Annotated in this window: 19 protein-coding genes; 15 read left to right on the top strand and 4 right to left on the bottom strand. The window is 72.5% G+C overall.

The genetic code is table 11. The features are described 5' to 3' along the window. The first annotated feature begins 191 nt into the window (after positions 1–191). Positions 192–6704, top strand: a complete 6513-nt coding sequence (locus tag ACFQQI_RS20835; protein ID WP_378568151.1) for a hypothetical protein — start codon at positions 192–194, stop codon at positions 6702–6704. 17 nt (positions 6705–6721) lie between these two features. Here ACFQQI_RS20835 and ACFQQI_RS20830 read toward each other — a convergent pair whose 3' ends face one another. After that, a complete protein-coding gene (locus tag ACFQQI_RS20830; protein WP_378568149.1) occupies positions 6722–7501 on the bottom strand; it encodes a hypothetical protein in 780 nt (259 codons plus the stop codon). A gap of 48 nt (positions 7502–7549) precedes the next feature. On the opposite strand from ACFQQI_RS20830, the gene ACFQQI_RS20825 reads away from it, so the two are divergent. The 9 genes from ACFQQI_RS20825 to ACFQQI_RS20785 are packed head-to-tail and all read left to right on the top strand — an operon-like array spanning position 7550 to position 14202. After that, positions 7550–8482, top strand: coding sequence for a Ppx/GppA family phosphatase (locus ACFQQI_RS20825; RefSeq protein ID WP_378568147.1), 933 nt, complete (start codon positions 7550–7552; stop codon positions 8480–8482). Positions 8483–8487: 5 nt separating this feature from the next. Further along, positions 8488–9273: a sugar phosphate isomerase/epimerase family protein gene (locus ACFQQI_RS20820; protein WP_378568145.1), complete on the top strand. Its 786-nt coding sequence runs from the start codon at positions 8488–8490 to the stop codon at positions 9271–9273. Further along, the gene (locus ACFQQI_RS20815) at positions 9270–9866 is read left to right on the top strand and encodes a TetR family transcriptional regulator (protein WP_378568143.1); all 597 of its coding nucleotides are present in this window, start codon (positions 9270–9272) and stop codon (positions 9864–9866) included. The genes ACFQQI_RS20820 and ACFQQI_RS20815 overlap by 4 nt, the downstream gene beginning before the upstream one ends. Before the next feature lie 48 nt (positions 9867–9914). Further along, on the top strand, positions 9915–10628 hold the full coding sequence (locus tag ACFQQI_RS20810) for an ABC transporter ATP-binding protein (RefSeq protein WP_378568141.1): 714 nt from the start codon (positions 9915–9917) through the stop codon (positions 10626–10628). Then, complete coding sequence (locus ACFQQI_RS20805) at positions 10625–11356, top strand: ABC transporter permease (protein WP_378568139.1); 732 nt, start codon at positions 10625–10627, stop codon at positions 11354–11356. The genes ACFQQI_RS20810 and ACFQQI_RS20805 overlap by 4 nt, the downstream gene beginning before the upstream one ends. Positions 11357–11383: 27 nt before the next feature. Further along, positions 11384–12313, top strand: a complete 930-nt coding sequence (locus ACFQQI_RS20800) for a proline dehydrogenase family protein (protein WP_378569048.1) — start codon at positions 11384–11386, stop codon at positions 12311–12313. Positions 12314–12322: 9 nt separating this feature from the next. Then, the gene (gene proC, locus ACFQQI_RS20795; protein WP_378568137.1) at positions 12323–13126 is read left to right on the top strand and encodes a pyrroline-5-carboxylate reductase; all 804 of its coding nucleotides are present in this window, start codon (positions 12323–12325) and stop codon (positions 13124–13126) included. 4 nt (positions 13127–13130) lie between these two features. Further along, positions 13131–13646 carry a hypothetical protein gene (locus ACFQQI_RS20790; RefSeq protein ID WP_378568135.1) on the top strand — a complete coding sequence of 172 codons (516 nt, stop codon included), beginning with the start codon at positions 13131–13133 and terminating at the stop codon, positions 13644–13646. 10 nt (positions 13647–13656) lie between these two features. After that, positions 13657–14202, top strand: coding sequence for a TerD family protein (locus ACFQQI_RS20785; RefSeq protein ID WP_378568134.1), 546 nt, complete (start codon positions 13657–13659; stop codon positions 14200–14202). 3 nt (positions 14203–14205) lie between these two features. On the opposite strand, the gene trpS is transcribed toward ACFQQI_RS20785, so the two are convergent. Beyond that, on the bottom strand, positions 14206–15162 hold the full coding sequence (gene trpS, locus ACFQQI_RS20780) for a tryptophan--tRNA ligase (protein ID WP_378568132.1): 957 nt from the start codon (positions 15160–15162) through the stop codon (positions 14206–14208). A 172-nt stretch (positions 15163–15334) separates the two neighbouring features. Between trpS and ACFQQI_RS20775 the strand changes: the two genes are divergently transcribed. The 5 genes from ACFQQI_RS20775 (at position 15335) to ACFQQI_RS20755 (ending at position 19312) form a co-directional block, all read left to right on the top strand. Beyond that, positions 15335–16534 carry an acetoin utilization protein AcuC gene (locus ACFQQI_RS20775; RefSeq protein WP_378568130.1) on the top strand — a complete coding sequence of 400 codons (1200 nt, stop codon included), beginning with the start codon at positions 15335–15337 and terminating at the stop codon, positions 16532–16534. A 191-nt stretch (positions 16535–16725) separates the two neighbouring features. Then, entirely contained in the window at positions 16726–16929 is a 204-nt protein-coding gene (locus ACFQQI_RS20770; protein ID WP_183592710.1) for a helix-turn-helix domain-containing protein, read from the top strand. 95 nt (positions 16930–17024) lie between these two features. Further along, positions 17025–17126 carry a 30S ribosomal protein bS22 gene (locus ACFQQI_RS20765; RefSeq protein ID WP_008356322.1) on the top strand — a complete coding sequence of 34 codons (102 nt, stop codon included), beginning with the start codon at positions 17025–17027 and terminating at the stop codon, positions 17124–17126. A gap of 19 nt (positions 17127–17145) precedes the next feature. Then, a complete protein-coding gene (locus ACFQQI_RS20760) occupies positions 17146–18186 on the top strand; it encodes an NAD-dependent epimerase/dehydratase family protein (RefSeq protein ID WP_378568128.1) in 1041 nt (346 codons plus the stop codon). Then, entirely contained in the window at positions 18179–19312 is a 1134-nt protein-coding gene (locus ACFQQI_RS20755) for a 1-acyl-sn-glycerol-3-phosphate acyltransferase (RefSeq protein ID WP_378568126.1), read from the top strand. The genes ACFQQI_RS20760 and ACFQQI_RS20755 overlap by 8 nt, the downstream gene beginning before the upstream one ends. Positions 19313–19327: 15 nt before the next feature. Here the strand turns inward: ACFQQI_RS20755 and ACFQQI_RS20750 are convergent, their stop codons facing one another. Further along, positions 19328–20575: a DUF5667 domain-containing protein gene (locus ACFQQI_RS20750; RefSeq protein ID WP_378568124.1), complete on the bottom strand. Its 1248-nt coding sequence runs from the start codon at positions 20573–20575 to the stop codon at positions 19328–19330. A gap of 79 nt (positions 20576–20654) precedes the next feature. After that, on the bottom strand, positions 20655–21431 hold the full coding sequence (locus tag ACFQQI_RS20745; protein ID WP_378568122.1) for a sigma-70 family RNA polymerase sigma factor: 777 nt from the start codon (positions 21429–21431) through the stop codon (positions 20655–20657). Positions 21432–21549 lie beyond the last annotated feature (118 nt).

Raw genomic sequence — 21549 nt, 5'->3', positions numbered from 1 at the left:
GATTGTGTGTTCCCCCTTGACAAGCCGGCACACCGGGGTCCGGGTTTCTTGACGTCGAGAGGTCCCGCGGCGGCCCGGCCGACCGGTTTGCTGCCCTGCCCAACGGGCGAGACTGGGGTTACGCTGGCGATCCCGGATCGTCCCCGGGGACGGCACCGGCACCCGCATCGCCAGACTCGGAGCGAGGGCACATGGGTGATGAGAGGGCGGAACCGGACGCCCGGCGGAAGGTGCGCCGGCTGGTCTCGTACGTCGCGACGCTCGTCGCCCTCGGCGCCTTCCTCACCGCCGTCCCGCAGGAGATCGCGCACGCCGCCAACACGGTGGCCTTCACCCCGAAGTTCCAGGCGAACGCGAACGGCGCGCTGCTGTCGATCGGCAACAACCTGTTGACCTGCCCGGGTGAAGCGACTGCCGACCGGATCCACTGCTCGGACGCCCGCAACGGCGCCGTGATCGACAACAACAGCTACCACATGCGACGGCTCGACGCGGACAGCAGCGCGTCGACGTTCAACTCCTCCTCCTCGCAGCTCGACCTCCCGGCCGGCTCCACCGTGCTCTGGGCCGGCCTCTACTGGGGCGCACGGCTCGAGGCCGGCTCCGGCGGCTCGGGAGCCTCCGCGGCCGACATCGACCAGATGCTGCTCCAGGTCCCGGGAGGCAGCTACCAGACGATCGTGGCCAGCACCGCCGCGCACGACCAGTTCGGGCCCAACAACTCCAGCTACAACGCCTACCAGCGCTTCGCCGACGTGACCTCGCTGGTGCAGGCCGCCGGCAACGGCGCCTACTGGGGAGCCAACGTCGCGGCCGCGACCGGGCAGGACCGGTACGCCGGCTGGGCGCTGACCATCGCCTACTCGGCGCCCGGCCTGCCGCTGCGCAACCTGAGCGTCTTCGACGGCTTCGACGTCGTGAGCTCCGGCCAGCCGCAGACCGTCAACATCTCCGGGTTCCTGGCGCCGGCCGCCGGCACGGTCGACGCGCAGCTCACCATGCTCGCCTACGAGGGCGACCTGTCGCAGACCGGCGACTTCACGCGGCTCAACAACACCCAGCTCGCGACGGCGACCTCGCCGGGCTCCAACTTCTTCGACAGCGTCAACGCGCTCAACGGCACGTCGGTCACGACGCGCACCCCCGCCGACCGCAACATGCTCGGCTTCGACATCAAGAACCTCGGCGCGTCCGGCGCGATCCCCAACAGCGCCACCAGCGCGAGGTTCACCTTCTCCAGCAACGGCGACGTCTACTACCCCGGCGTCGTCGGCCTCGCGATCAACCTCTACGCCCCCGACTTCACGGCCTCCTCGAAGAGCGTCGTCAACGTCGACGGCAACAGTCCGTCGCGGCCCGGGGACACGCTGCAGTACACGCTCAACTACGCCAACACGGGCCAGGACCCGGCGGTCGGCGTCGTGTCGACCGACGTGCTGCCGCCGAACACCACCTACGTGCCCGGCTCGCTCGCCCTCGTCAACCCGCTGACCGGCGCCACGACTCCGTTGAGCGACGCCGGCGACGGCGACCGTGGCGAGATCGACGGCCGCACGGTCCGCGTCAGGCTCGGGTCCGGCGCGACCGGCGCGACCGGCGGCCGGATGGCCTGCTCGGGGACAGGCTGCGCCGACAACGGCACCTCGCGGCAGAGCTACACGTTCCAGGTGACCCTCGACGACGCCGCCGGCGGCACGACCGTCACCAACCTCGCGAACCTCGACTACCGCACCGAGACGACCGACACGTCGGCGACGTACACCACCAACCCGGCGAGCGTGGACGTCGTCCAGCAGGCCGACGTGTCCGTCGTGAAGACGATGACGCCCAGCCCGGCCGCTGTGGGGTCGACCGTCACGGCGACGCTGGAGGTGGCCAACGACGGCCCGAACGCCGCGACGGGCGTCGTCGTCACCGACCCCGTCCCGGGGGGCTGGAACGGCGTCTCCGCCGCGACCTCCCAGGGCTCCTGCGCCGTGGGCGGCGGCACGGTGACCTGCGACCTGGGGAACCTCCCCGACAACGGGACCGCGACGATCACGCTCACCGGCACGACGAGCCCGAGCTCGACGGCCACGACGCTGACGAACGTCGCGACCGTGGTCACGACGGCCTTCGACCCCGACCCCGCCGACAACATCTCCGGTGCCTCGATCGCGCTCAACCGGCAGGCGGACCTGTCCCTCACCAAGACGCCCGTGACGCAGACCGGTGTCGCCGGCGAGCAGGTCACCTGGACCCTGACGGTCAGCAACGGCACCGCCTCCGACGCGGTCAACGTCCGCATCGACGACGCGTTCGACGTCGCCGGGCTCGCGAACATCACCGACGCCACGATCACCGGCGGCACGGGCGGGTCGTGCACCGACCCGGTCGGCCGCAGCGTGCGCTGTGCCCTGGCCACCCTCCCCGCCGGCGCGACCGCGACCGTGACCATCACCGGAGTCCTGGCCACGAACCTCCCGGCCGGGACCGACGTGGTCAACGCCGCACGGGTCGCCTCCGACACGCCCGACCCGACTCCCGGCAACAACGCCGACTCGGCCACCGTGACCACCACGGCCCCGCAGGCCGACGTGCGGGTGACGAAGACCGGTCCCGACTCCGTGGTCGCGGGCACGCAGGTCAGCTACACGGTCACCGCGACCAACTTCGGCCCCTCCGACGCCGACGACCTCGTGATCACCGACCCGCTACCCGCCGGCGTGACGCCGGTCAGCGCGCAGCCATCGCGCGGGACCTGCACCATCGCGGGGCAGGTCGTGACCTGCACCGGCATCGGGACGCTGTTGTCCAACGGGCCCGGCGTGGCGGGCGGCTCCGTGAGCGTGACCGTCGTCGGCACGGTCGGCGCCGGCGCGACGGGCTCGCTGAGCAACACGGCCACGGCGACGACGAGCACCACCGACCCCGCGCCGGGCAACAACAGCGCGACCGCGACGACCGCGGTCACCTCGTCCTACGACGTCGCCGTGAGCAAGACCGCCAACCGCTCGACGATCCCGGGCGAGCCGTCGACCATTCCCTACGTCATCGCCGTGGTCAACAACGGTCCCTCGACCGCACGGGACGTCGCGGTCCGCGACCTCGTGCCGCTCGTGCTAGACCTCGACGGCGTGACGACGTCCGGCGCCCCGGCCACCTGCGACACGACGCAGGCCGGCACCCCGCAGCCCGCTCCCGACCAGGACCAGGGGCTCGTCACGTGCCAGATCCCCGAGCTCGCGCCGGGGGAGCAGGTCACCATCACCGTGACGATGTCGACCGACGAGCCGCTGTCCGACGACCCGACCATCACCGAGATCGTCGAGACGGTCGAGATCGCGGCCGCGGGCGACACCGACGCCACCGACAACGAGGCGACCTGGACGCTCCAGGGGACACCGACGACCGACCTCTCGATCACCAAGGACGCGCCGGCGACGGCGTACGCGGGAAGCTTCCCGCCGGGCAGTCCGCTCAACCCGAGCTACACGCTCACGGTCACGAACAACACCCCGCCCGGCGAGGCCGACGACCTCGACGCGGTCGCGCCCGTCGTCGTCGACACCCTGCCCGACGGAGTGGGACTCCGGGGCGGCGTCGGAGCCGTGACGGCGGCCATCGGGGACCAGGGCGTCCCGGTGGCCTGCGACCTCGAGGGACAGACGCTGACCTGCCAGCTCGGGGAGAACCTCGACGCCGGCGCCACGGTGACGCTCACCGTCCCGGTGGCCATCGGCGACGACGTCCCGGCCGGCACGACCCTGGTCAACAACGCCAGCGTCGACACCGGCGCTCCCGTGGCCAACCCCGACAACAACCTCTCCAACAACACCGCGCAGGCGTCCACCGCCGTGCTCACCCTGGCCGACCCGTTCGTCGGGGGACTCGCGATCCAGCCCTTCGACCCCGACCACACCGGGCCGGGGTCGAGCTGGACGATGTCGTTCGACGTCGGCAACAACGGCCCGTCGACGGCCCGGGACACCCAGCTGCGGATCGGGCTCGACGTCCTCGACGCCTGGGTCAGCCCCGCGACGCTCGGGAACCTGCCCGACGGCTGCGACGTCGTCAACCTCGAGCTGGTGTGCCCGATCGGAGACCTGGGGTTCGGCGAGAGCCAGGCGTACACGTTCGAGTTCGTCGTGACCGGGTACGCCGATCCGGGTGCCTACCCCGGCTACGTCCAGGTCTCCACCAGCACCCAGGAGTTCGACCAGGACGTCCCCGGCCACAACACCCCGCCGGTCCTGCTCAACAACCGCGCCCAGACGTCGTTCACCGTCGGCCCGGCGGTCACCGACCTCACCGTGACCAAGTCGGCGCTCGACACCACGCCGAACCCCGACGAGCCGGCGGACCCGCACCCGTCGTTCGTCGCCGGCGGTCCGTTCACCTACCAGGTCGCGGTCCGGGTGCCCGACCAGGCGCCGGGCGAGGTCGTCGCCGGCAACACGGGGCTCGCCGACGCCGAGGACGTGGTGGTCACCGACGAGCTGCCGCTCGGGTTCATCGCCCAGCAGGCGACCGCCCCGGGAGGCGCGTGCGACATCGCGCAGCCGGCCGACCCGACGACGGGTCGGTACGTCGTCACGTGTCCGCTCGGGACGGTCGCGGGCTTCGCAGGCAGCACGCCGGCGCAGCCGGCCGTCGTCACGGTCCACGGCGTGCTCCACCCCGACGCGAACAACCTCAACGGGGGTGACCGCTTCGCCGAGCAGGTCGCGAACACCGCCGTCGCCACCACCGGCACGCCCCTGCTGGACGGCGCGTCCGAGGTCAGCGACACCGTCGCCGTCGACGTCGTCGAGATCGCGGACCTGCAGATCGTGAAGACCCCCGAGTCCGGCACCGTCAACGCGGGGGGTTCGATCGGGTACACGCTGACCGTCGTCAACGCCGGACCGTCCGGGGTGGAGCACGCGGTGATCACCGACCGGCTGCCGGTCGGGTTCACCCTCGACGACCCCGACGGGAGCGACTGTCCGCCTCCGCAGACCACGCCCGTGGACGAGACCCAGGCAGCGCCGCAGGTCCCAGACGGCCCGGGCCAGCGGATCGCCTGCCGGGTCGGCGCGGTGCCGGCCGGCGAGTCGCGATCGGTCCACGTCGTCGCGACCACCGACGCCACGATGGGTGCGACCACCGCGACCAACACGGCCACGGTCGGCCTGCTGGCCAACGACGGCGACCTGGGCAACAACACGGTCGCCGCCGAGGTCGCGGTGGCGCGCCTCACCGACCTGGGGATCTCGGCGGCGGTGAGCACGAGCACCCCGGCGGCCGGGGAGCAGATCACCTTCACCGGCTTCGCGGTCAACAACGGGCCCTCGACGGCCGTCGGCACCAGCGGCGACACGGTGTTCCCGCGCGGGTTCGTACCGGTGCCGGACGGCGTCAGGGTGCCGTTCAACGACTGCACCTGGAGCCCGGACCCGCCCGAGGATCCGGAGACCGAACCCTGGCGCGACATCGCGTACACCCTGCACTGCGAGCCGCAGACACCGGGCGCGGCGTGGGAGCCCGGCGGCGCAGCTACGAACGTCGTCGTCATGCACGTCCCCGGAGACACCCCGTCGGGCGCCTACTCCGGCACCTCGACGATCCGGTCCAGCACCCCGGAGGTCGCCCTCGAGAACAACCGGACGACGGAGACGGTCTTCGTGCAGCGCGTCTCCGACACCAGCATCCGCAAGACCCTGGTGCGCCCCCACCCGATGGTGGCCGGACAGCAGGCCACCTGGCGGTTGACGATCCACAACAACGGGCCCTCCGTCGCCAACAACACCGTCATCTCCGACACCGTCCCCGACGGCATGAGGTTCGTCTCCGCGACCAACGGGGCCGGCGAGTCGTGCCCCGCGCCCGAGGTCCACGACACCGAGACGATCGTCAAGTGCCCGATGGGCAGCCTCAGGGTCGGGGAGACGGCCTCCGCCCTCGTGACGTTCGACGTCGCCGCCGGGGCTGCCGGCAGCCAGCTCTGCAACGGCGCACTGGTCGGCTCCGGCTCGCTGGACCCCATCGCCGTCGACGACCCGGAGGACGACGCCTACAGCGACAACGAGGCGAGGGCCTGCGATCCGGTCGTGGCGGGTCCGGAGGAGCCCGGTCAGCCGGGATCGGTCGACACCGACGTGGGCGTCCGGGTGCAGGCGCAGCAGCAGCGCGTCCGTCCGGGCGGCACCGCGCGCTTCACCGCGGTCGTCCGCAACCACGGGCCGGGGACGGCCACGGACGTCGTCGTCCGGATGCCCGTCCCGGACGGCCTGCGCAACGTCTCCGCGCCCGGGTGCGAGGTCGTCGCCGCTCGCCAGGCGAGGGCCGCGCGGGTGCTGGTCTGCGAGGTCGGCACCCTGGCCCCGGGGCAGCGGGTGACGCTGCGGGTCAGCGGGACCGTCACCGCTCCGGCGGGCAGCCAGGTCCGGCTGCGGGCCACCGTCAGCAGTGCCGAGCCCGACACGAACCCCGCGAACGACACCTCGCGCGACGCCGTTCCGGTGCGCAGCGCGGACGACGGCCCGGACCCCGGCGGCGGACCGAGTGACGAGCCGGGCGACGGGCCCGATGACGACTCGGGCGGGCCGTCCGGGGGCAACCTCCCCGGTGACGGTCCACTGCCCGGCACGGGCGGGCCGGCGCTGGCGCTCCTGCTCGCCGGGCTCGGGGCCGTGGTCCTGGGCCTCGGCCTCGTGGTCGTCGGCCGCCGACGACGCTCCTAGCGCGGGTCGGCAGCGCGTCAGCGCGGGTCGGCAGGGTGCAGCGCGAGCGCCGAGCGCGACCGCACGTGCGCGTCGCAGTGCCGCACCAGCTCGTCGTACGCCGGCTTGCCCATCAGCTCGGTCAGCTCGGCCTCGTGGGTGACGTAGACGGGCTCGGGCGCGACGTGGGCCTCGGTGTTGCCGGAGCAGTACCAGTCGAGGTCGTGGCCGCCGGGACCCCAGCCGCGGCGGTCGTACTCGCCGATCGAGACCTCGGTGTACGTCGTGCCGTCCTGGCGCTCGACGGTGCGGAACGTCCGCCGGATCGGCAGCTGCCAGCACACGTCGGGCTTGGTCTCGACCGGGTTCTTCCCGAGCACGTAGGCGAGGGCGTGCAGCGCGCAGCCGGCGCCGCCCCCTCCCGTCGGCGGAGCGAAGTCCTTGCGATTGTGGAAGACGCACGCCTGCTGGCCGTCGACCTCGGTGGTGCGGGTCTTGCGCTCGCCGTCCTCGTCGAGCTCGATCCAGTCCTTCTTCTTGACCGGTCGGTCGCGCGGCTTCTGCTGCCAGAGATTCTCGTCGAGCATCTCGACGTACGCCGCGACGCGCTTCTCGTCGGCCTTGTCGGCGAAGTGCGCGCCGAGCGTGCAGCAGCCGACGTCGGGCGCGTCGGCGTAGATGCCGGGACAGCCCTGGCCGAAGATGCACATGTAGCTCGACGTCAGCCAGGTGAGGTCGCAGCGCATCACCTCCGACTCGTCGGCCGGGTTCACGAACTCCACGTAGGCGCGGGGGAAGACCAGGTCGACTTCGGGCACACCCCAACCCTACGTGGCGACCTGACGTCTCCTAGTAGCGTGGGATCCATGCGCCTGGGCGTCCTCGACATCGGGTCCAACACGGGCCACCTCCTCGTGGTCGACGCCCACCGTGGCGCGGCCCCGCTACCGGCGTACTCCTACAAGGAGCCGCTGCGGCTCGCCGAGCACCTCGACGGCAGTGGTGCCGTGTCCCAGCAGGGGATCGACGCCCTCGCGGCGTTCACGGTGCAGGCGCAGCGGGTCGCGGAGGACAAGGGCTGCGAGGACATGCTCGCGTTCGCGACGTCCGCGGTGCGGGACGCGGTGAACTCCGACGCCGCGCTGGCCGAGATCGCCGACCGCACGGGCCTGCCGATCCCGGTGCTGTCGGGCGACGACGAGGCGCGACTGACGTTCCTCGCCGTACGCCGGTGGCTCGGCTGGTCGGCGGGGCGGCTCTGGGTGTTCGACATCGGCGGCGGGTCGCTGGAGGTCGCGGGCGGCGCGGACGAGGAGCCCGAGGTGGCGTGGTCGCTGCCGCTCGGTGCCGCCCGGCTCGCGCGCCAGCACTTCCCGGCCGCGCCCGTCGACGAGGATGCGCTGCGCGCGATGCGCAAGCTGATCCGGACCGAGATCGCCCGCGACGCCGGTCGGCTCCTGCGGCACGGCGTGCCCGACCACGCCGCCGCGACGTCGAAGACGTTCCGCTCGCTGGCCCGCGTCTGCGGTGCCGCGCCGTCGGCCGAGGGGCCGATGGTGCCGCGGTCGCTGCCGTTGGACGCCGTCGTGGAGTGGATCCCCAAGCTGGCCGCGATGCGGCACGACGAGCTCGCCGAGCTGCCGGGCGTGTCGGCCGGACGCGCCCACCAGATCCTGCCCGGGGCGCTCGTCGCCGAGGCCGTGATGGACATCCTCGAGCTCGGGGCGCTCGAGATCTGCCCGTGGGCGCTGCGCGAGGGAGTGATCCTCGAGCGGCTCGACCAGATCGGCCAGGGGTGAGCGCCATGCCGCGCATCGGGCTCTCGACGGTCTCGGTCTACCCCGAGTCGTCCGCCCACGCGTTCTCGTACGCCGCGTCCCTCGGCTACGAGGCGGTCGAGGTCATGGTCGGCATCGACGCGCTGAGCCAGCAGACGGCGGCGATCCGGCAGCTCTCGGAGCACCACGACATGCCGATCTCGGCCGTGCACGCCCCCTGCCTGCTCTTCACCCAGCGGGTCTGGGGCACCGAGCCGTGGGGCAAGCTCGAGCGCTCGGCGGAGATGGCGCACGCGGTCGGCGCCGAGGTGGTCGTCGTGCACCCGCCGTTCCGGTGGCAGAAGACCTACGCCCGCGACTTCGTCGACGGCATCGCCGCGCTCGAGGCCTCCACGGGCCTGGCCTTCGCGGTCGAGAACATGTACCCGTGGCGCACGTCGGGCCGCTCGATGGAGATGTACCTGCCCGGCTGGGACCCCTCCGACGAGTCGTACGCCAACACCACGATCGACCTGTCGCACGCCTCGATCGCGCACGCCGACGTGGTCGCGATGGCGACGCGTCTCGGCGACCGGCTGCGGCACATCCACCTGACCGACGGCACGCGCTCGGCCAAGGACGAGCACCTCGTCCCCGGTCGCGGGACGACGGGCGCCGACGTGTTCCTGCGGCACCTCGCGACGACCGGGTTCCGCGGCGAGGTCGTGCTGGAGATCAACACCCGCAAGTGCGCCGACCGGGCCGAGCGCGAGCGCGACCTGCGCGAGTCGCTGGAGTTCGCCCGCCAGCACCTGGCGGTCGAGGCGACGTGACGTCCGCCGCCCCGCGCCGCGGTCGCCGGCCGGGCGCACCCGACACCCGGGCGGCGATCCTCGCGGCCGCCCGGGCGCGCTTCGCGGAGCACGGCTACGGACGTACGTCGGTCCGCGCCGTCGCTGCCGACGCCGGCGTCGACGCGGCCCTCGTGCACCACTACTTCGGCACCAAGCACGACCTCTTCGTCGCCGCCCTCGAGCTCCCCATCGACCCGACCAGCGTGATCCTGCCGGCGGTGGCCGGTGGCCTCAAGGGCGCGGCCGAGCGGCTGCTGACGACGTTCCTCGGCGTCTGGGACGATCCCGAGCTGCAACCCTCCCTGCTCGGTGTGGTCCGCGGCATCCTCGAGCCCGAGGGGGCCGTGCTGATCCGCGAGGGCTTCCTCCCGGCGATCATCATGCCGGTCGCCACCGCCCTCGGCCTGGACCAGCCGGAGCGCCGGCTGCCGTTCGTCGCGAGCCAGGTCTTCGGGCTGATCGTCGGCCGCTACGTCCTCGAGCTCGAGCCGCTCGCCTCCATGCCCGCCGAGGACGTCGTCGCCGCGGTCGCCCCCACCATCCAGCGCTACTTCGAGATGCCCCTGCCGTAGGGCTGCCGCCCTTGTCGACCGCCCACTCCAGGGCGCACAATTCATCACATGGTGAAAAACGCGGTGGAGATCCGGGACCTGCACGTGGTCCGGGGCGGGCGCACGGTGCTGGAGCACCTCGACATCACGATCGGCGGCGGCGTCACCGGCCTGCTCGGCCCGAGTGGGTGCGGCAAGTCGACGCTGATGCGCTGCCTGGTCGGCGTCCAGCGGGTGCGGTCGGGCAGCGTCAGCGTCTTCGGCGAGCCCGCCGGCAGCGCGCCGCTGCGGTCGCGGGTCGGTTACGTCACCCAGGCGGCGAGCGTGTACGACGACCTGACGGTCGTCGAGAACCTCCGGTTCTTCGCGCGGGTGCTCGGGACCGGCCGCGACGACGTCGACCGCGCCATCGACGCGGTCGACCTGGCGAGCCACCGCGACCAGGTCGTCGGCCGGCTCAGCGGCGGCCAGCGCTCCCGGGCCAGCCTCGCGGTAGCCCTGCTCGGGAAGCCCGAGATGCTGGTGCTCGACGAGCCGACGGTCGGCCTCGACCCGGTGCTGCGCCGCGACCTGTGGGCGCTGTTCCACCGGATCGCCGACGGCGGCGCCGCGGTCTTCGTGTCCAGCCACGTGATGGACGAGGCCGACCGCTGCGACCGGCTGCTGCTGATGCGGGAGGGCCGGATCATCGCCGACGGCAGCCCCGACGAGATCCGGCAGAAGGCCGGTGCCGACGACGTCGAGTCGGCGTTCCTCGCGATCGTGGAACGAGCGGCGGCATGAACCCCCGCATCACGCTGGCGATCACCGGCCGCGTCCTCACCCAGCTCCGGCGCGACCACCGCACGCTCGCGATGCTGCTCCTGGTGCCGTGCCTGCTGATCACCCTGCTGTGGTGGATGTTCGAGGACACCCCGGTCTTCGGCCAGGTGGGGCCGGCGCTGCTGGCGATGTTCCCGTTCATCGTGATGTTCCTCGTCACCAGCGTCACCACCCTGCGCGAGCGCTCCAGCGGCACGCTCGAGCGGCTGCTCGCGATGCCGATGGGCAAGCTCGACTTCCTGCTCGGGTACGGCGTGGCGTTCGGCGTCGTCGCGGCCGTGCAGTCGGTGCTCGCGGTGGCGTTGAGCGTCGGCCTGCTCGACCTGGAGGTGCTGGGGCCGGTGTGGCTGCTGACCGTGGTCGCGGTCGTCGACGCGGTGCTCGGCTCGGCGCTGGGACTCTTCGTCAGCGCGTTCGCCCGCACGGAGTTCCAGGCCGTGCAGTTCATGCCGGCGCTGGTGATCCCGCAGATCCTCCTCTGCGGCCTGTTCGTGCCGCGCGACCAGCTGCCCGACGTGCTCTCCGCGGTCAGCGACGTGCTCCCGCTCAGCTACGCCGTCGACGCCATGCAGACCCTCACGCTCACCAGCAGCACGAGCGAGGTCTGGCAGGACCTGGCCGTGGTGGCCGGCTTCGCGCTCGCGGGTCTCGGCCTCGGCGCAGCCACCCTCCGCCGCCGTACCGACTAGGGCGGTCGTAGCCTGAGACCCATGCCACTGCTCCGTCAGCCGCTCCTCCTGCTCGCTCGCAGCGGGATGGTGAAGACCCTCGTCAGCACCATGCCGGTCTCGTCCGGCATCGTGCACAGCTACGTCCCGGGCGAGTCCACGCAGTCCGCGGTCGATGCGACGGCCGGGCTGGTCGACGACGGCCTCCGCGCCACGCTGGACTTCCTCGGCGAGGACACGCTGGACGCCGCCCAGGCCGACGCCACCGTGGCGGCGTACCTCGACCTGCTCCAGGAGCTCGCCGCGCGCGGCCTGACGCGCAACGCCGAGGTGTCGGTGAAGCTGAGCGCCATCGGGCAGTTCCTCCCGGACAACGGCCACAAGATCGCGCTCGAGAACGCCCGCACGATCTGCCGCGCCGCCCGCAACGCCGGCACCACGGTCACGCTCGACATGGAGGACCACACCACCACCGACTCGACGCTGACGATCCTGCGCGAGCTGCGGAAGGACTTCCCCGAGACCGGCGCCGTGCTGCAGGCGATGCTGCACCGCACCGAGGCCGACTGCCGCGCGCTGGCCCACGAGGGCTCCCGCGTGCGGCTCTGCAAGGGCGCCTACCTCGAGCCCGAGACGGTCGCCTTCCAGGACCGCATCGAGGTCGACAAGTCCTACGTGCGCTGCCTGAAGGTGCTGCTCGCCGGCGAGGGCTACCCGATGATCGCGACCCACGACCCGCGGATGGTCGAGATCGCCTCGTCGCTCGCCAGCCGCTACGGCCGCGCCCCGGGCACCTACGAGTTCCAGATGCTCTACGGCATCCGCACCGACGAGCAGCGCCGCCTGGCCGAGCGCGGCGAGCGGATGCGCGTCTACGTGCCCTACGGCACCGAGTGGTACGGCTACCTGATGAGAAGGATGGCCGAGCGTCCGCAGAACCTGACATTCTTCCTGCGGTCCCTGATCTCGAAGAAGTAGGTGGGAGAGATGGCGCAGACCGCGATCCTCGGAGCCGGCGTGATGGGGGAGACCCTCCTCTCCGGCCTGGTCCGCGCGGGCCGCCGGGTCGACAACCTGCTCGTCGGCGAGAAGCGCGCCGAGCGGGCCCGCGAGCTCGAGGAGCGGTACGGCGTCGCCGTGGTCACCAACCGCGAGGCGGCTCGCAAGGCCGACACCCTCGCGCTGGTCGTCAAGCCCCAGGACATGGGCGACCTGCTCGACGAGATCGCCCCCGAGCTGCGCCCCGGCCAGCTCGTCGTCTCGCTGGCCGCGGGCATCACCACGACCTTCATCGAGGCGCGTGTGCCCGAGGGCGTCGCCGTCGTCCGGGTCATGCCCAACACGCCGGCGCTGGTCGACGAGGGCATGGCCGCGATCTCGCCCGGCTCCCACTGCGACGACGGGCACCTCGCCGAGGCCGAGGCGCTGATGGCGTCGGTCGGCCGGGTGCTGCGGATCCCCGAGCGCCAGCAGGACGCGGTCACGGCGATCTCCGGCTCCGGCCCCGCCTACATCTTCTTCGTCGTCGAGTCGATGATCGAGGCCGGCGTCCACCTGGGGCTGCCGCGCTCGACCGCCACCGACCTCGTCGTCCAGACCGTGGTCGGCTCGGCCAAGATGCTGCGCGAGACCGGGACCCACCCCGTCGTGCTGCGCGAGCAGGTCACCTCGCCCGGGGGCACCACGGCCGCGGCGCTCCGCGAGCTCGAGATCCACAAGGTGCGCGCGGCGTTCCTCGCCGCGATGGAGGCGGCACGCGACCGCTCCAGCGCCCTGGCCGCGGGCAGCTGAGCCGATGGCCGGCGTGATCCCACTGGCGTGGGGCTGCACGCGGGCCGACCTGCGCCGCGCCTACCCGGCCGACTCGATGGTCGAGGGGCCCGTCCTCCGGATGACCCGCGCGGTCCACGTGGACGCCGACCCCGCCGTCGCCTGGCGCTGGCTCTGCCAGATGGAGGTCGCGCCGTACTCCTACGACTGGATCGACAATCGGGGCCGTCGCAGCCCGCGCGGGCTCACGCCGGGAGTGGGCGACCCCGAGGTCGGTCAGCGGGTGCAGGTCTTCCGGGTGACCGACGTCGAGCCCGGGCGCCAGTGGAGCGGCTACACGATCCCGAAGGCCTTCGGGCGCACCGCGGTGACGTACGCCGTGGAGCCGGACGGCGAGGGGAGCCGGCTGGTCTGCCGCATCACGACCGGTCAGCGCGGGCCGGTCGCGTGGGCGTGCTCGCGGCTGCTGGCCTGGGGCGACCTGGTGATGATGCGCAAGCAGCTGCTCACGCTGAAGGAGCTCGCCGAGACGACGCGCTAGATTCGTCAGCGTGATCGAGCTGCAGATCGGCCAGGAGATCGAGCTGTCCGGCAAGCTCCTGATGGGGCTGGGCTGGGACCAGCAGCCGAACGCGAACGCGCTGAGCACCGCCGGCCGTCAGGTCGACCTCGACGCGTCGGCGATCCAGTTCGGCGGTGGCCGGCTCTTCGACATCGCCTTCTACAACAACACCCGGACCCGCGACGGCTCGGTCGTGCACCTCGGCGACAACACCACCGGCACGGGCTCGGGCGACGACGAGATCATCAGCATCGACCTGAGCGGCGTCCACCCCCAGATCGACACGATCTTCCTGCTCGTCACCAGCTACCAGGGCCAGTCGCTGGAGTGGGTCGCCAACGCCTACTGCCGGGTCGTCGACGAGACCGACACCGAGCTCGCCCGGGTGACGCTCACCCTCGGCATCCCCGAGACCGGGGTCGTGCTGGCGCGGATCGCCCGCGAGGGCGACGGCTGGCGCCTGCGCGCCCTCGCGGAGCCGGTGCCCGTCAAGCTCCCCACCGAGTCCGAGCGGGCCCTGCGCCGGCTGCTCTGACCCCTACAGCCCGATCGCGGCCTCCGCGGCCGCCAGCACGGGCGCGGTGACCTCACGGCAGCGCTCGGCGCCGGCGCGGAACACGGCGTCGACGTGGAGGGGGTCGTCCGCGAGCTCGGCGTACCTCTTCTGCAGCGGCTCCAGCTCGGCCACGACCGCGTCGGTGACGGCGCGCTTCAGGGCGCCGTACGTCGTGACGCCCTCGGCGCTGCCGCCGCAGGCCGCGAGGATCTCCAGCAGGTTGGTCACGCCGGGCTTGGCGGGGTCGCGGCGCACGGCGTCGGCGCCCGTGTCGGAGTCGGTCACCGCGCGGGCGACCTTGCGGCGTACGACGTCGGGCGGGTCGAGCAGCGCGATCACGCCTGCCGCGGAGGCGTCGGACTTGCCCATCTTGCGGGTCGGGTCGTCGAGCCGCATGACCCGCGCGCCGACGGGCGGCACCGTCACCTCGGGCACCGTGAACACCGGGCCGTAGGCGTTGTTGAAGCGGATCGCGAGGTCCCGGGTCAGCTCGACGTGCTGGCGCTGGTCGGCGCCGACCGGCACCTGCTGCGGCCGGTAGAGCAGGATGTCGGCCGCCATCAGCGCCGGATACGTGTAGAGCGAGACGCGCGTGGCGTCCACGCCGCGCCCCTTCTCCTTGAACTGGATCATCCGGTTCAGTTCACCGGTGTACGCCGTGCACTCGAGCAGGTAGGCGAGCTGGGCGTGCGCCGGCACCCGGCTCTGCACGAAGAGCGTCGAGTCGTCGAGGCCGGCCGCGAGCAGCAGCGTGGCCGTCTCGCGGGCGAGCTCGCGCAGCCGGGCCGGGTCGTGCGGGGTCGTCAGGGCGTGCAGGTCGGCGATGCCGTAGAACGAGTCGGCGTCGTGCTGGCCGGCCGCCATCGGGCGGAGCGCGCCCAGCAGGTTGCCGAGCGTGAGGTGGCCGCTCGGGGTGAGCAGCGAAAGGGTGCGGTGCATGGGATCTCCTGGGTGTGAGAGCCCACGGGTGGAACGCGAGAACGGCCGCCCGTGGGCGGCCGTGTGAGGTGTGCTGAGAGGGTGGGCCGCCGTCAGGCGGGCCACCACGCGGTGGTGCGGAGGATGGAACGGGTCGTCGGCACGCGCCCACTGTAGCGGTAGCGTCCGTCACATGGCCCAGTCGTCGGTGGAGTGCTCGGGACCGGCGACGGTCGTCTTCGACCAGAGCCTGACGGAGTACGACTTCGGGCCCGAGCACCCGATGGCCCCGCTCCGCGTCGACCTGACGATGCGGCTCGCGACCGAGCTCGGGATCGTGGGCGACCGGCTGCGCGTCGTACCCGCGCCGATCGCCGGCGACGACGTGATCGCCACCGTGCACCGCCCGGAGCTGATCGAGGCCGTCATGCGGGCCGGCAGCAACCCGGGGACGGTCGACGACGTCCACGGGCTCGGCTCCGACGACAACCCGGTCTTCCGCGAGATGCACCACGCCGCCGCGCACATCGTCGGCGCGAGCGTGGAGGCGTTCCGCCAGGTGTGGAGCGGGGAGTCGGCGCACGCCGTCAACATCACCGGCGGCCTGCACCACGCGATGCCCGACCGGGTGAGCGGCTTCTGCATCTACAACGACGTCGCGGTCGGCATCCGGCACCTGCTCGACCAGGGCGCGGAGCGGGTCGCGTACGTCGACGTCGACGTCCACCACGGCGACGGCGTCGAGCGGATCTTCTGGGACGACCCGCGGGTGCTCACGATCTCGCTGCACGAGACCGGGCAGATCCTCTTCCCGGGCACCGGGTTCCCCGCCGACGTCGGCGGCCCCGAGGCGCAGGGGTCGGCGGTCAACGTCGCGCTGCCGCCGGGCACCGGCGACGCCGGCTGGCTGCGCGCCTTCCACGCGGTGGTGCCGCCGCTGCTGCGGGAGTTCCGGCCACAGGTGCTCGTGACGCAGCACGGCTGCGACTCCCACGCCGACGACCCGCTCGCCCACCTGATGCTGACGGTGGACGGCCAGCGTGCGGCGTACCTCGCGCTCCACGAGCTCGCCCACGAGCTCTGCGACGGCCGGTGGGTGGCGACCGGCGGAGGCGGCTACGCCCTGGTCGACGTGGTGCCGCGCGCGTGGAGCCACCTGCTGGCGATCGTCGGCGGGCGGCCGCTCGAGCCGGGGGTGGCCACGCCGGGCGCCTGGCGCGAGCACGTCCGGGAGCACCTGGGCCGGTCCGCGCCCCTGCGGCTCACGGACGGCCGGACCCCGGCGTACCGTGACTGGAGGGACGGCTACGACCCCGAGGCCTGGCTCGACCGGGCCATCCACGCGACCCGCACGGAGGTGTTCCCGCTGCACGGACTCGACCCGTTGCCCTGAGGCGCCGCGGGCTCGAACTACAGGGGAGAAGTTCGATCACCGGATGCAAGCGGACACGCCGCGTCCGTGGTGCATCTTTGATGAACCTCTTCCCCACGAGTCACATCAGGCTCTATTCTCACGGAGGCATGGCGCGTGTCAGCACCGGTGGGGAAGCCGGTGGCGCGTCCGACAGAAAGAATCGGTGCACGATGGCTACCAGTTCCGGGGACATCAACGACTCGAAGTTCCTCACCGTCGCCGAGGTGGCGGCGATGATGCGCGTCTCCAAGATGACCGTCTACCGGCTCGTCCACGGCGGCGAGCTGCCGGCGGTCCGGGTCGGACGCTCGTTCCGCGTCCTCGAGTCGGACGTCGACGAGTACCTCCGCAAGAGCTTCTACAGCGCGGGCTGACCGGCCGATTCTGCCGGGCGAGCGCACCCCGATAGGCTGACCCGGTCCTCCGGGTCCGTCCGGAGGCGGCTGTACGGCTGTTGAAAGGTTTCCCCGTGGGTTCTGTCATCAAGAAGCGGCGCAAGCGCATGGCCAAGAAGAAGCACCGCAAGCTGCTGAAGAAGACGCGCGTCCAGCGTCGCAAGCTCGGCAAGTAGGCCTCGCGCTCGTCGCCGTATGGGCAGCGCCGGCAGGGTCGTCCTCGTCACCGGGGTCTCACGTGACCTCGGCCGGAGGTTCGCGCGCGCTGCCGCTGCCGACCCCGGGGTCGCCCGGGTCGTCGGCGTCGACGCCGTGCCACCGCGCGGCGACATCGGCGACGTCTCGTTCGTCCGCGCCGACATCCGCAACCCCGTCATCGCGAAGGTCATCGTCAAGGAGGACGTCGACACCGTCGTCCACATGAGCGTGATCTCGACCCCCGGCAGCGCCGGGGGTCGCAACACGATGAAGGAGCTCAACGTCATCGGGACGATGCAGCTCCTGGCCGCGTGCCAGAAGGCGCCGGGGCTGCGCACGCTCGTCGTGAAGTCGACGACGACGATGTACGGCGCGAGCAGCCGCGACCCGGCGATGTTCACCGAGGACATGGAGCCGCGGCGGGCGCCGCGGTCCGGCTACGCGAAGGACATCGCCGAGATCGAGGGGTACGTCCGCGGCTTCGCCCGCCGGCGCCCCGACGTCCGCGTGACGCTGCTGCGCGCCGCCAACGTCATCGGTCCGCACGTCACCAGCCCGATCACGTCGTACTTCCGGCTGCCGGTCATCCCGACCGTCCTCGGTCACGACGCGCGGCTGCAGTTCCTGCACGAGCAGGACCTGCTCGACGTGCTGCTGCACGCGTCGCGTGCGGAGGTCCCGGGCACCTTCAACGTCGCCGGGGACGGCATCCTGATGCTGTCCCAGGCGCTGCGCCGGCTGCGCCGCCCGACGGCCGTGCTGCCGTCGTTCGCGGTCGGCAACGTCGGCTCGCTGCTCCGCTCGGCCAGGCTCGCCGACTTCTCGCCGGAGCAGACCTCCTTCCTCACCTACGGCCGGGGCGTCGACACGACCCGGATGCGCACCGACCTCGGCTTCGAGCCGACGTTCACCACCGCGAGCGCCTTCGCGGACTTCGCAGCGCCGCTCGCCGGCGCGAGAGGACGCGCGGAGCGCGTGCTGGACGGCCTCGGAGCGCGGCTGCCCGACGCCGCGCCGGTCGGGAGCGACCATGGGTGACGCGGAGATCATCCCCATCGGCACCCGCGGCCGCCCGGGGCGCGGCACCGGCACCCAGCCGTCCTCGGCGGCCCGCGGCCTCGCCCCGAAGAAGCAGGCGCCGAAGGCGGAGCCTCGGCCCGAGCCCGTCGCAGAGCCCGTCGCTGAGCCCGTCGCTGAGCCCGTCGTCGAGTCCGTCGAGGAGACCGTCGCGCGCGGCCCGGTCACCACCGAGGAGCCGACGCCGAAGGGCGGGATCCCCGCCGCCGACTGGCTGGCGGCCTTCCAGCACGCCGCCGTGGAGGTGTTCGGCGACGACTGGGAGCTCCAGCTCGCCCGGTTCCTGGCGTTCCTGCGCCGCCGGATCACCGGCGACTACGCCGTCGACGAGTACGGCTTCGACCAGGAGGTCACCGAGCGGTTCCTGATGTCGGCGCTGCGCCCGATCGCCGAGAAGTGGTTCCGCATCGAGGTGCGCGGCGTCGAGAACATCCCGTCCGACGGCGGCGCGCTCGTGGTCTCCAACCACTCGGGCACCATCCCGGTCGACGGGCTGATGACGATGGTGTCCATCCACGACCACGCCGGTCGCTTCCTGCGCCCCCTGGGTGCCGACCTGGTCTTCAAGCTCCCGTTCGTCAGCTCGATCGCCCGACGCAGCGGCGCCACCCTCGCGTGCAACGAGGACGCCGAGCGGATGCTCCGCAACGGCGAGCTGGTCGGGGTCTGGCCCGAGGGCTTCAAGGGCATCGGGAAGCCGTACGCCGAGCGCTACAAGCTCCAGCGGTTCGGCCGCGGCGGGTTCGTCGCGGCCGCGGTCCGCACCGGCGTCCCGATCGTCCCGCTGTCGGTCGTGGGCGCCGAGGAGATCTACCCGCTGGTCGGCAACCTGCCCTCGCTCGCCCGGCTCCTCGGCGTGCCGTACATCCCGATCACGCCGTTCTTCCCCCTCCTCGGCCCGCTCGGGCTCGTGCCGCTGCCCTCGAAGTGGCTGCTGGAGTTCGGCGAGCCGATCCGCACCGACGAGTTCGACGCCGGCGCGGCCGACGACCCGATGCTGGTCTTCAACGTCACCGACCAGGTGCGCGAGACGATCCAGCAGACGCTCTACTCGCTGCTGATGCAGCGCCAGTCGGTCTTCCGCTGACGCCCCGCCCGTCGGCTACTGGGGCGGGAGCAGCGTGCCCGTGATCGGGTCGAGCACGCCCTGGAGGATCTCGGTGACGCCCTCGACCGTGCCGGTGACGGCGCCGGTCACCGGCTCGGTCGCCGGGGTGCTGCCGCCGGTGCCGGACGACGTGCTGCTCGTCGGCTTCGTGCCACCGGTGAGCACGCCGGTGAGGCCGTCGGTGAGGTCCTTGACGGGGTTGGTGCCACCGGAGGGCGAGGGCGACGGCTTCGGCACGGTGGTCGGGTCGAGCACGCTGCCCGGGCCGACCGCGTCGTCGACGTCCGGCAGGGTGGGGGTGCCGTCGGCACCGGAGTCCTGGCCGCCCTGCGACTGGTCGTCCTTGCCGTTCTTGCCGCCGTCCTGCTTGTCGCCCTTGCCCTTGCCGTCGCCGGCCTTGGCGCCGGTCGGTGCGACCGTCGGCAGCTCGATCGGCTGCGAGGCCAACAGGGACGGCGGGAACGCCTCGATGGGCGTGCCCCCGCAGTCGGGACACTGCTGGGCGGCCTCGGCGTCGATCTGGGCGACGACGTTGGCGGCGGCGATGAGCTCGTCACGGGCGTCGTTGGGCACGATCTGCTCGAGGTCCTCCAGCCTGGTCAGGCTGCTCGAGGCGAAGTCGCGCAGCTTCGCGATCGACGCCTCCCGGCCGTTGTCGGCGTAGTCGGCGAAGAGCAGGTCGGCGCCCGTGGTCGCCTGGTCGCTGAACGTGGCGAGCGTCGGGGCGACGCGCTCCTGCGCGCCGAAGTCGTCGGACGCGGCGAGCGCCGCGGCCTCCTCGAGCCGGTCGGTGGCGGCGGACAGCTCGATGCTGCCCCGGCGGGCCTCGCTCGGCGACAGGGTCGCCTGGGCGGACTCGATGACGCGCTTGATCGGGTAGAGGGACTCGCCGGGCAGCGCGGACTGCGACGCGACGGCGACCGAGGTGGTCGCGCCGGCGATCGCCAGGCCGCCGACGATCGCGGCGAGCCGGCGCTCCCGGGCCGTCCGGCGCGGCGGCAGCCGCAGCTTGGACAGGTCGTCGGGCACGAGCGCGGTCTCGGCCTCGGCCATCAGCTGCGCGCGCAGGTCGGCCACGAACTCCGGGCGCGGCTGCGGGTCGGGGACCGACCGCAGGGCCCCGACGAGCTCCAGGAGCTCCGCATCCCGCGTCTCCACGTGAGCCCGCTCGCCCGTCGAGGATCGCTCGACCAGGCTCTCGAACTCGTCGGCGCGCTGCCGCGCCCTGTTCCCCCATGTCATGTCGACTCCAACGACGGGAGAACCGGCGGAGTTACGGGAGCGCCGCCGATGACGTGAACGATTTCGAAGCAGACTGCCATCAGTCCCGGAGTCCTTCCGGCATCAGCTTGGCGAGGTTGCGCACCCCGCGCAGCTGCAGCTGCTTCACGGCACCGTCGCTGCGGCCCAGGACGGCGGCCGTCTCGGCGATGCTCATGCCCTGCAGGAAGCGCATCACCAGGCAGTCGCGCTGCTCGGCCGGCAGCTCGGTGAGGGCCTGCATCAGGATCTCGTTGGTGATGCCCGCGATCACGGTGCCCTCGGGGCCGTCGGTCGCGTCGTCGTGGAGGCTCATGTCCTCGGTGGTCAGCTCGAGGCGGGTGCGCCCGGCCTTGAAGTGGTCGGTCGCGAGGTTGCGCGCGATCGTCATCAGCCAGGCGCCGAAGTCCTTGCCCTGCCACCGGAAGTTGTTCATGCTCCGCAGCGCGCGGAAGAAGGTCTCCGAGGTGAGGTCCTCGGCCAGCGTGCCCGACCGGGTCCGGTAGAAGAGGAAGCGGTAGACCGACCCGTGGTAGTGGTCGTAGAGCAGGCCGAACGCCTCGGTGTCGCCCTGGCGGGCGAGCTCGACCAGCGCGATCAGGCGGGTGCGCTCGCCCTCGTCCTCCTCGGAGGAGGCGGCGAGGCCGGCGTCGCCGTACCCCCCGGAGCCTCCTGCGGCGCTCGCGGACCTGTCGGTCGCGGCCTCGCTCGCGAGGAAGCCGGACGGGAGACCGGCGGGAAGACCGGCGAGAACGGGGCGCTGGGCGCACAGGACCTCGGCGACGAGTCGGCGGAGGACGTCGAGTCCGCCCGCCGGGTCGTGCGCGTCTCCTGCCATCGCCGAACAGCCCTCCCAAGACTGGCTCCGGTGGAAGCCTCCGTCATCGTAAACAGGAGTTACGGCTCTGTGAACCGGCTGCGGGGCAAAGGCTTGGTGTGGGCGATGTCACCCCGCT

Origin of the sequence: Nocardioides sp. GCM10030259, assembly GCF_042666375.1 — a bacterium.
Classification (GTDB): domain Bacteria; phylum Actinomycetota; class Actinomycetes; order Propionibacteriales; family Nocardioidaceae; genus Nocardioides.
The sequence above is the reverse complement of the archived record's forward strand: the minus strand, read 5'-3'. Positions and strand labels throughout refer to the sequence as shown.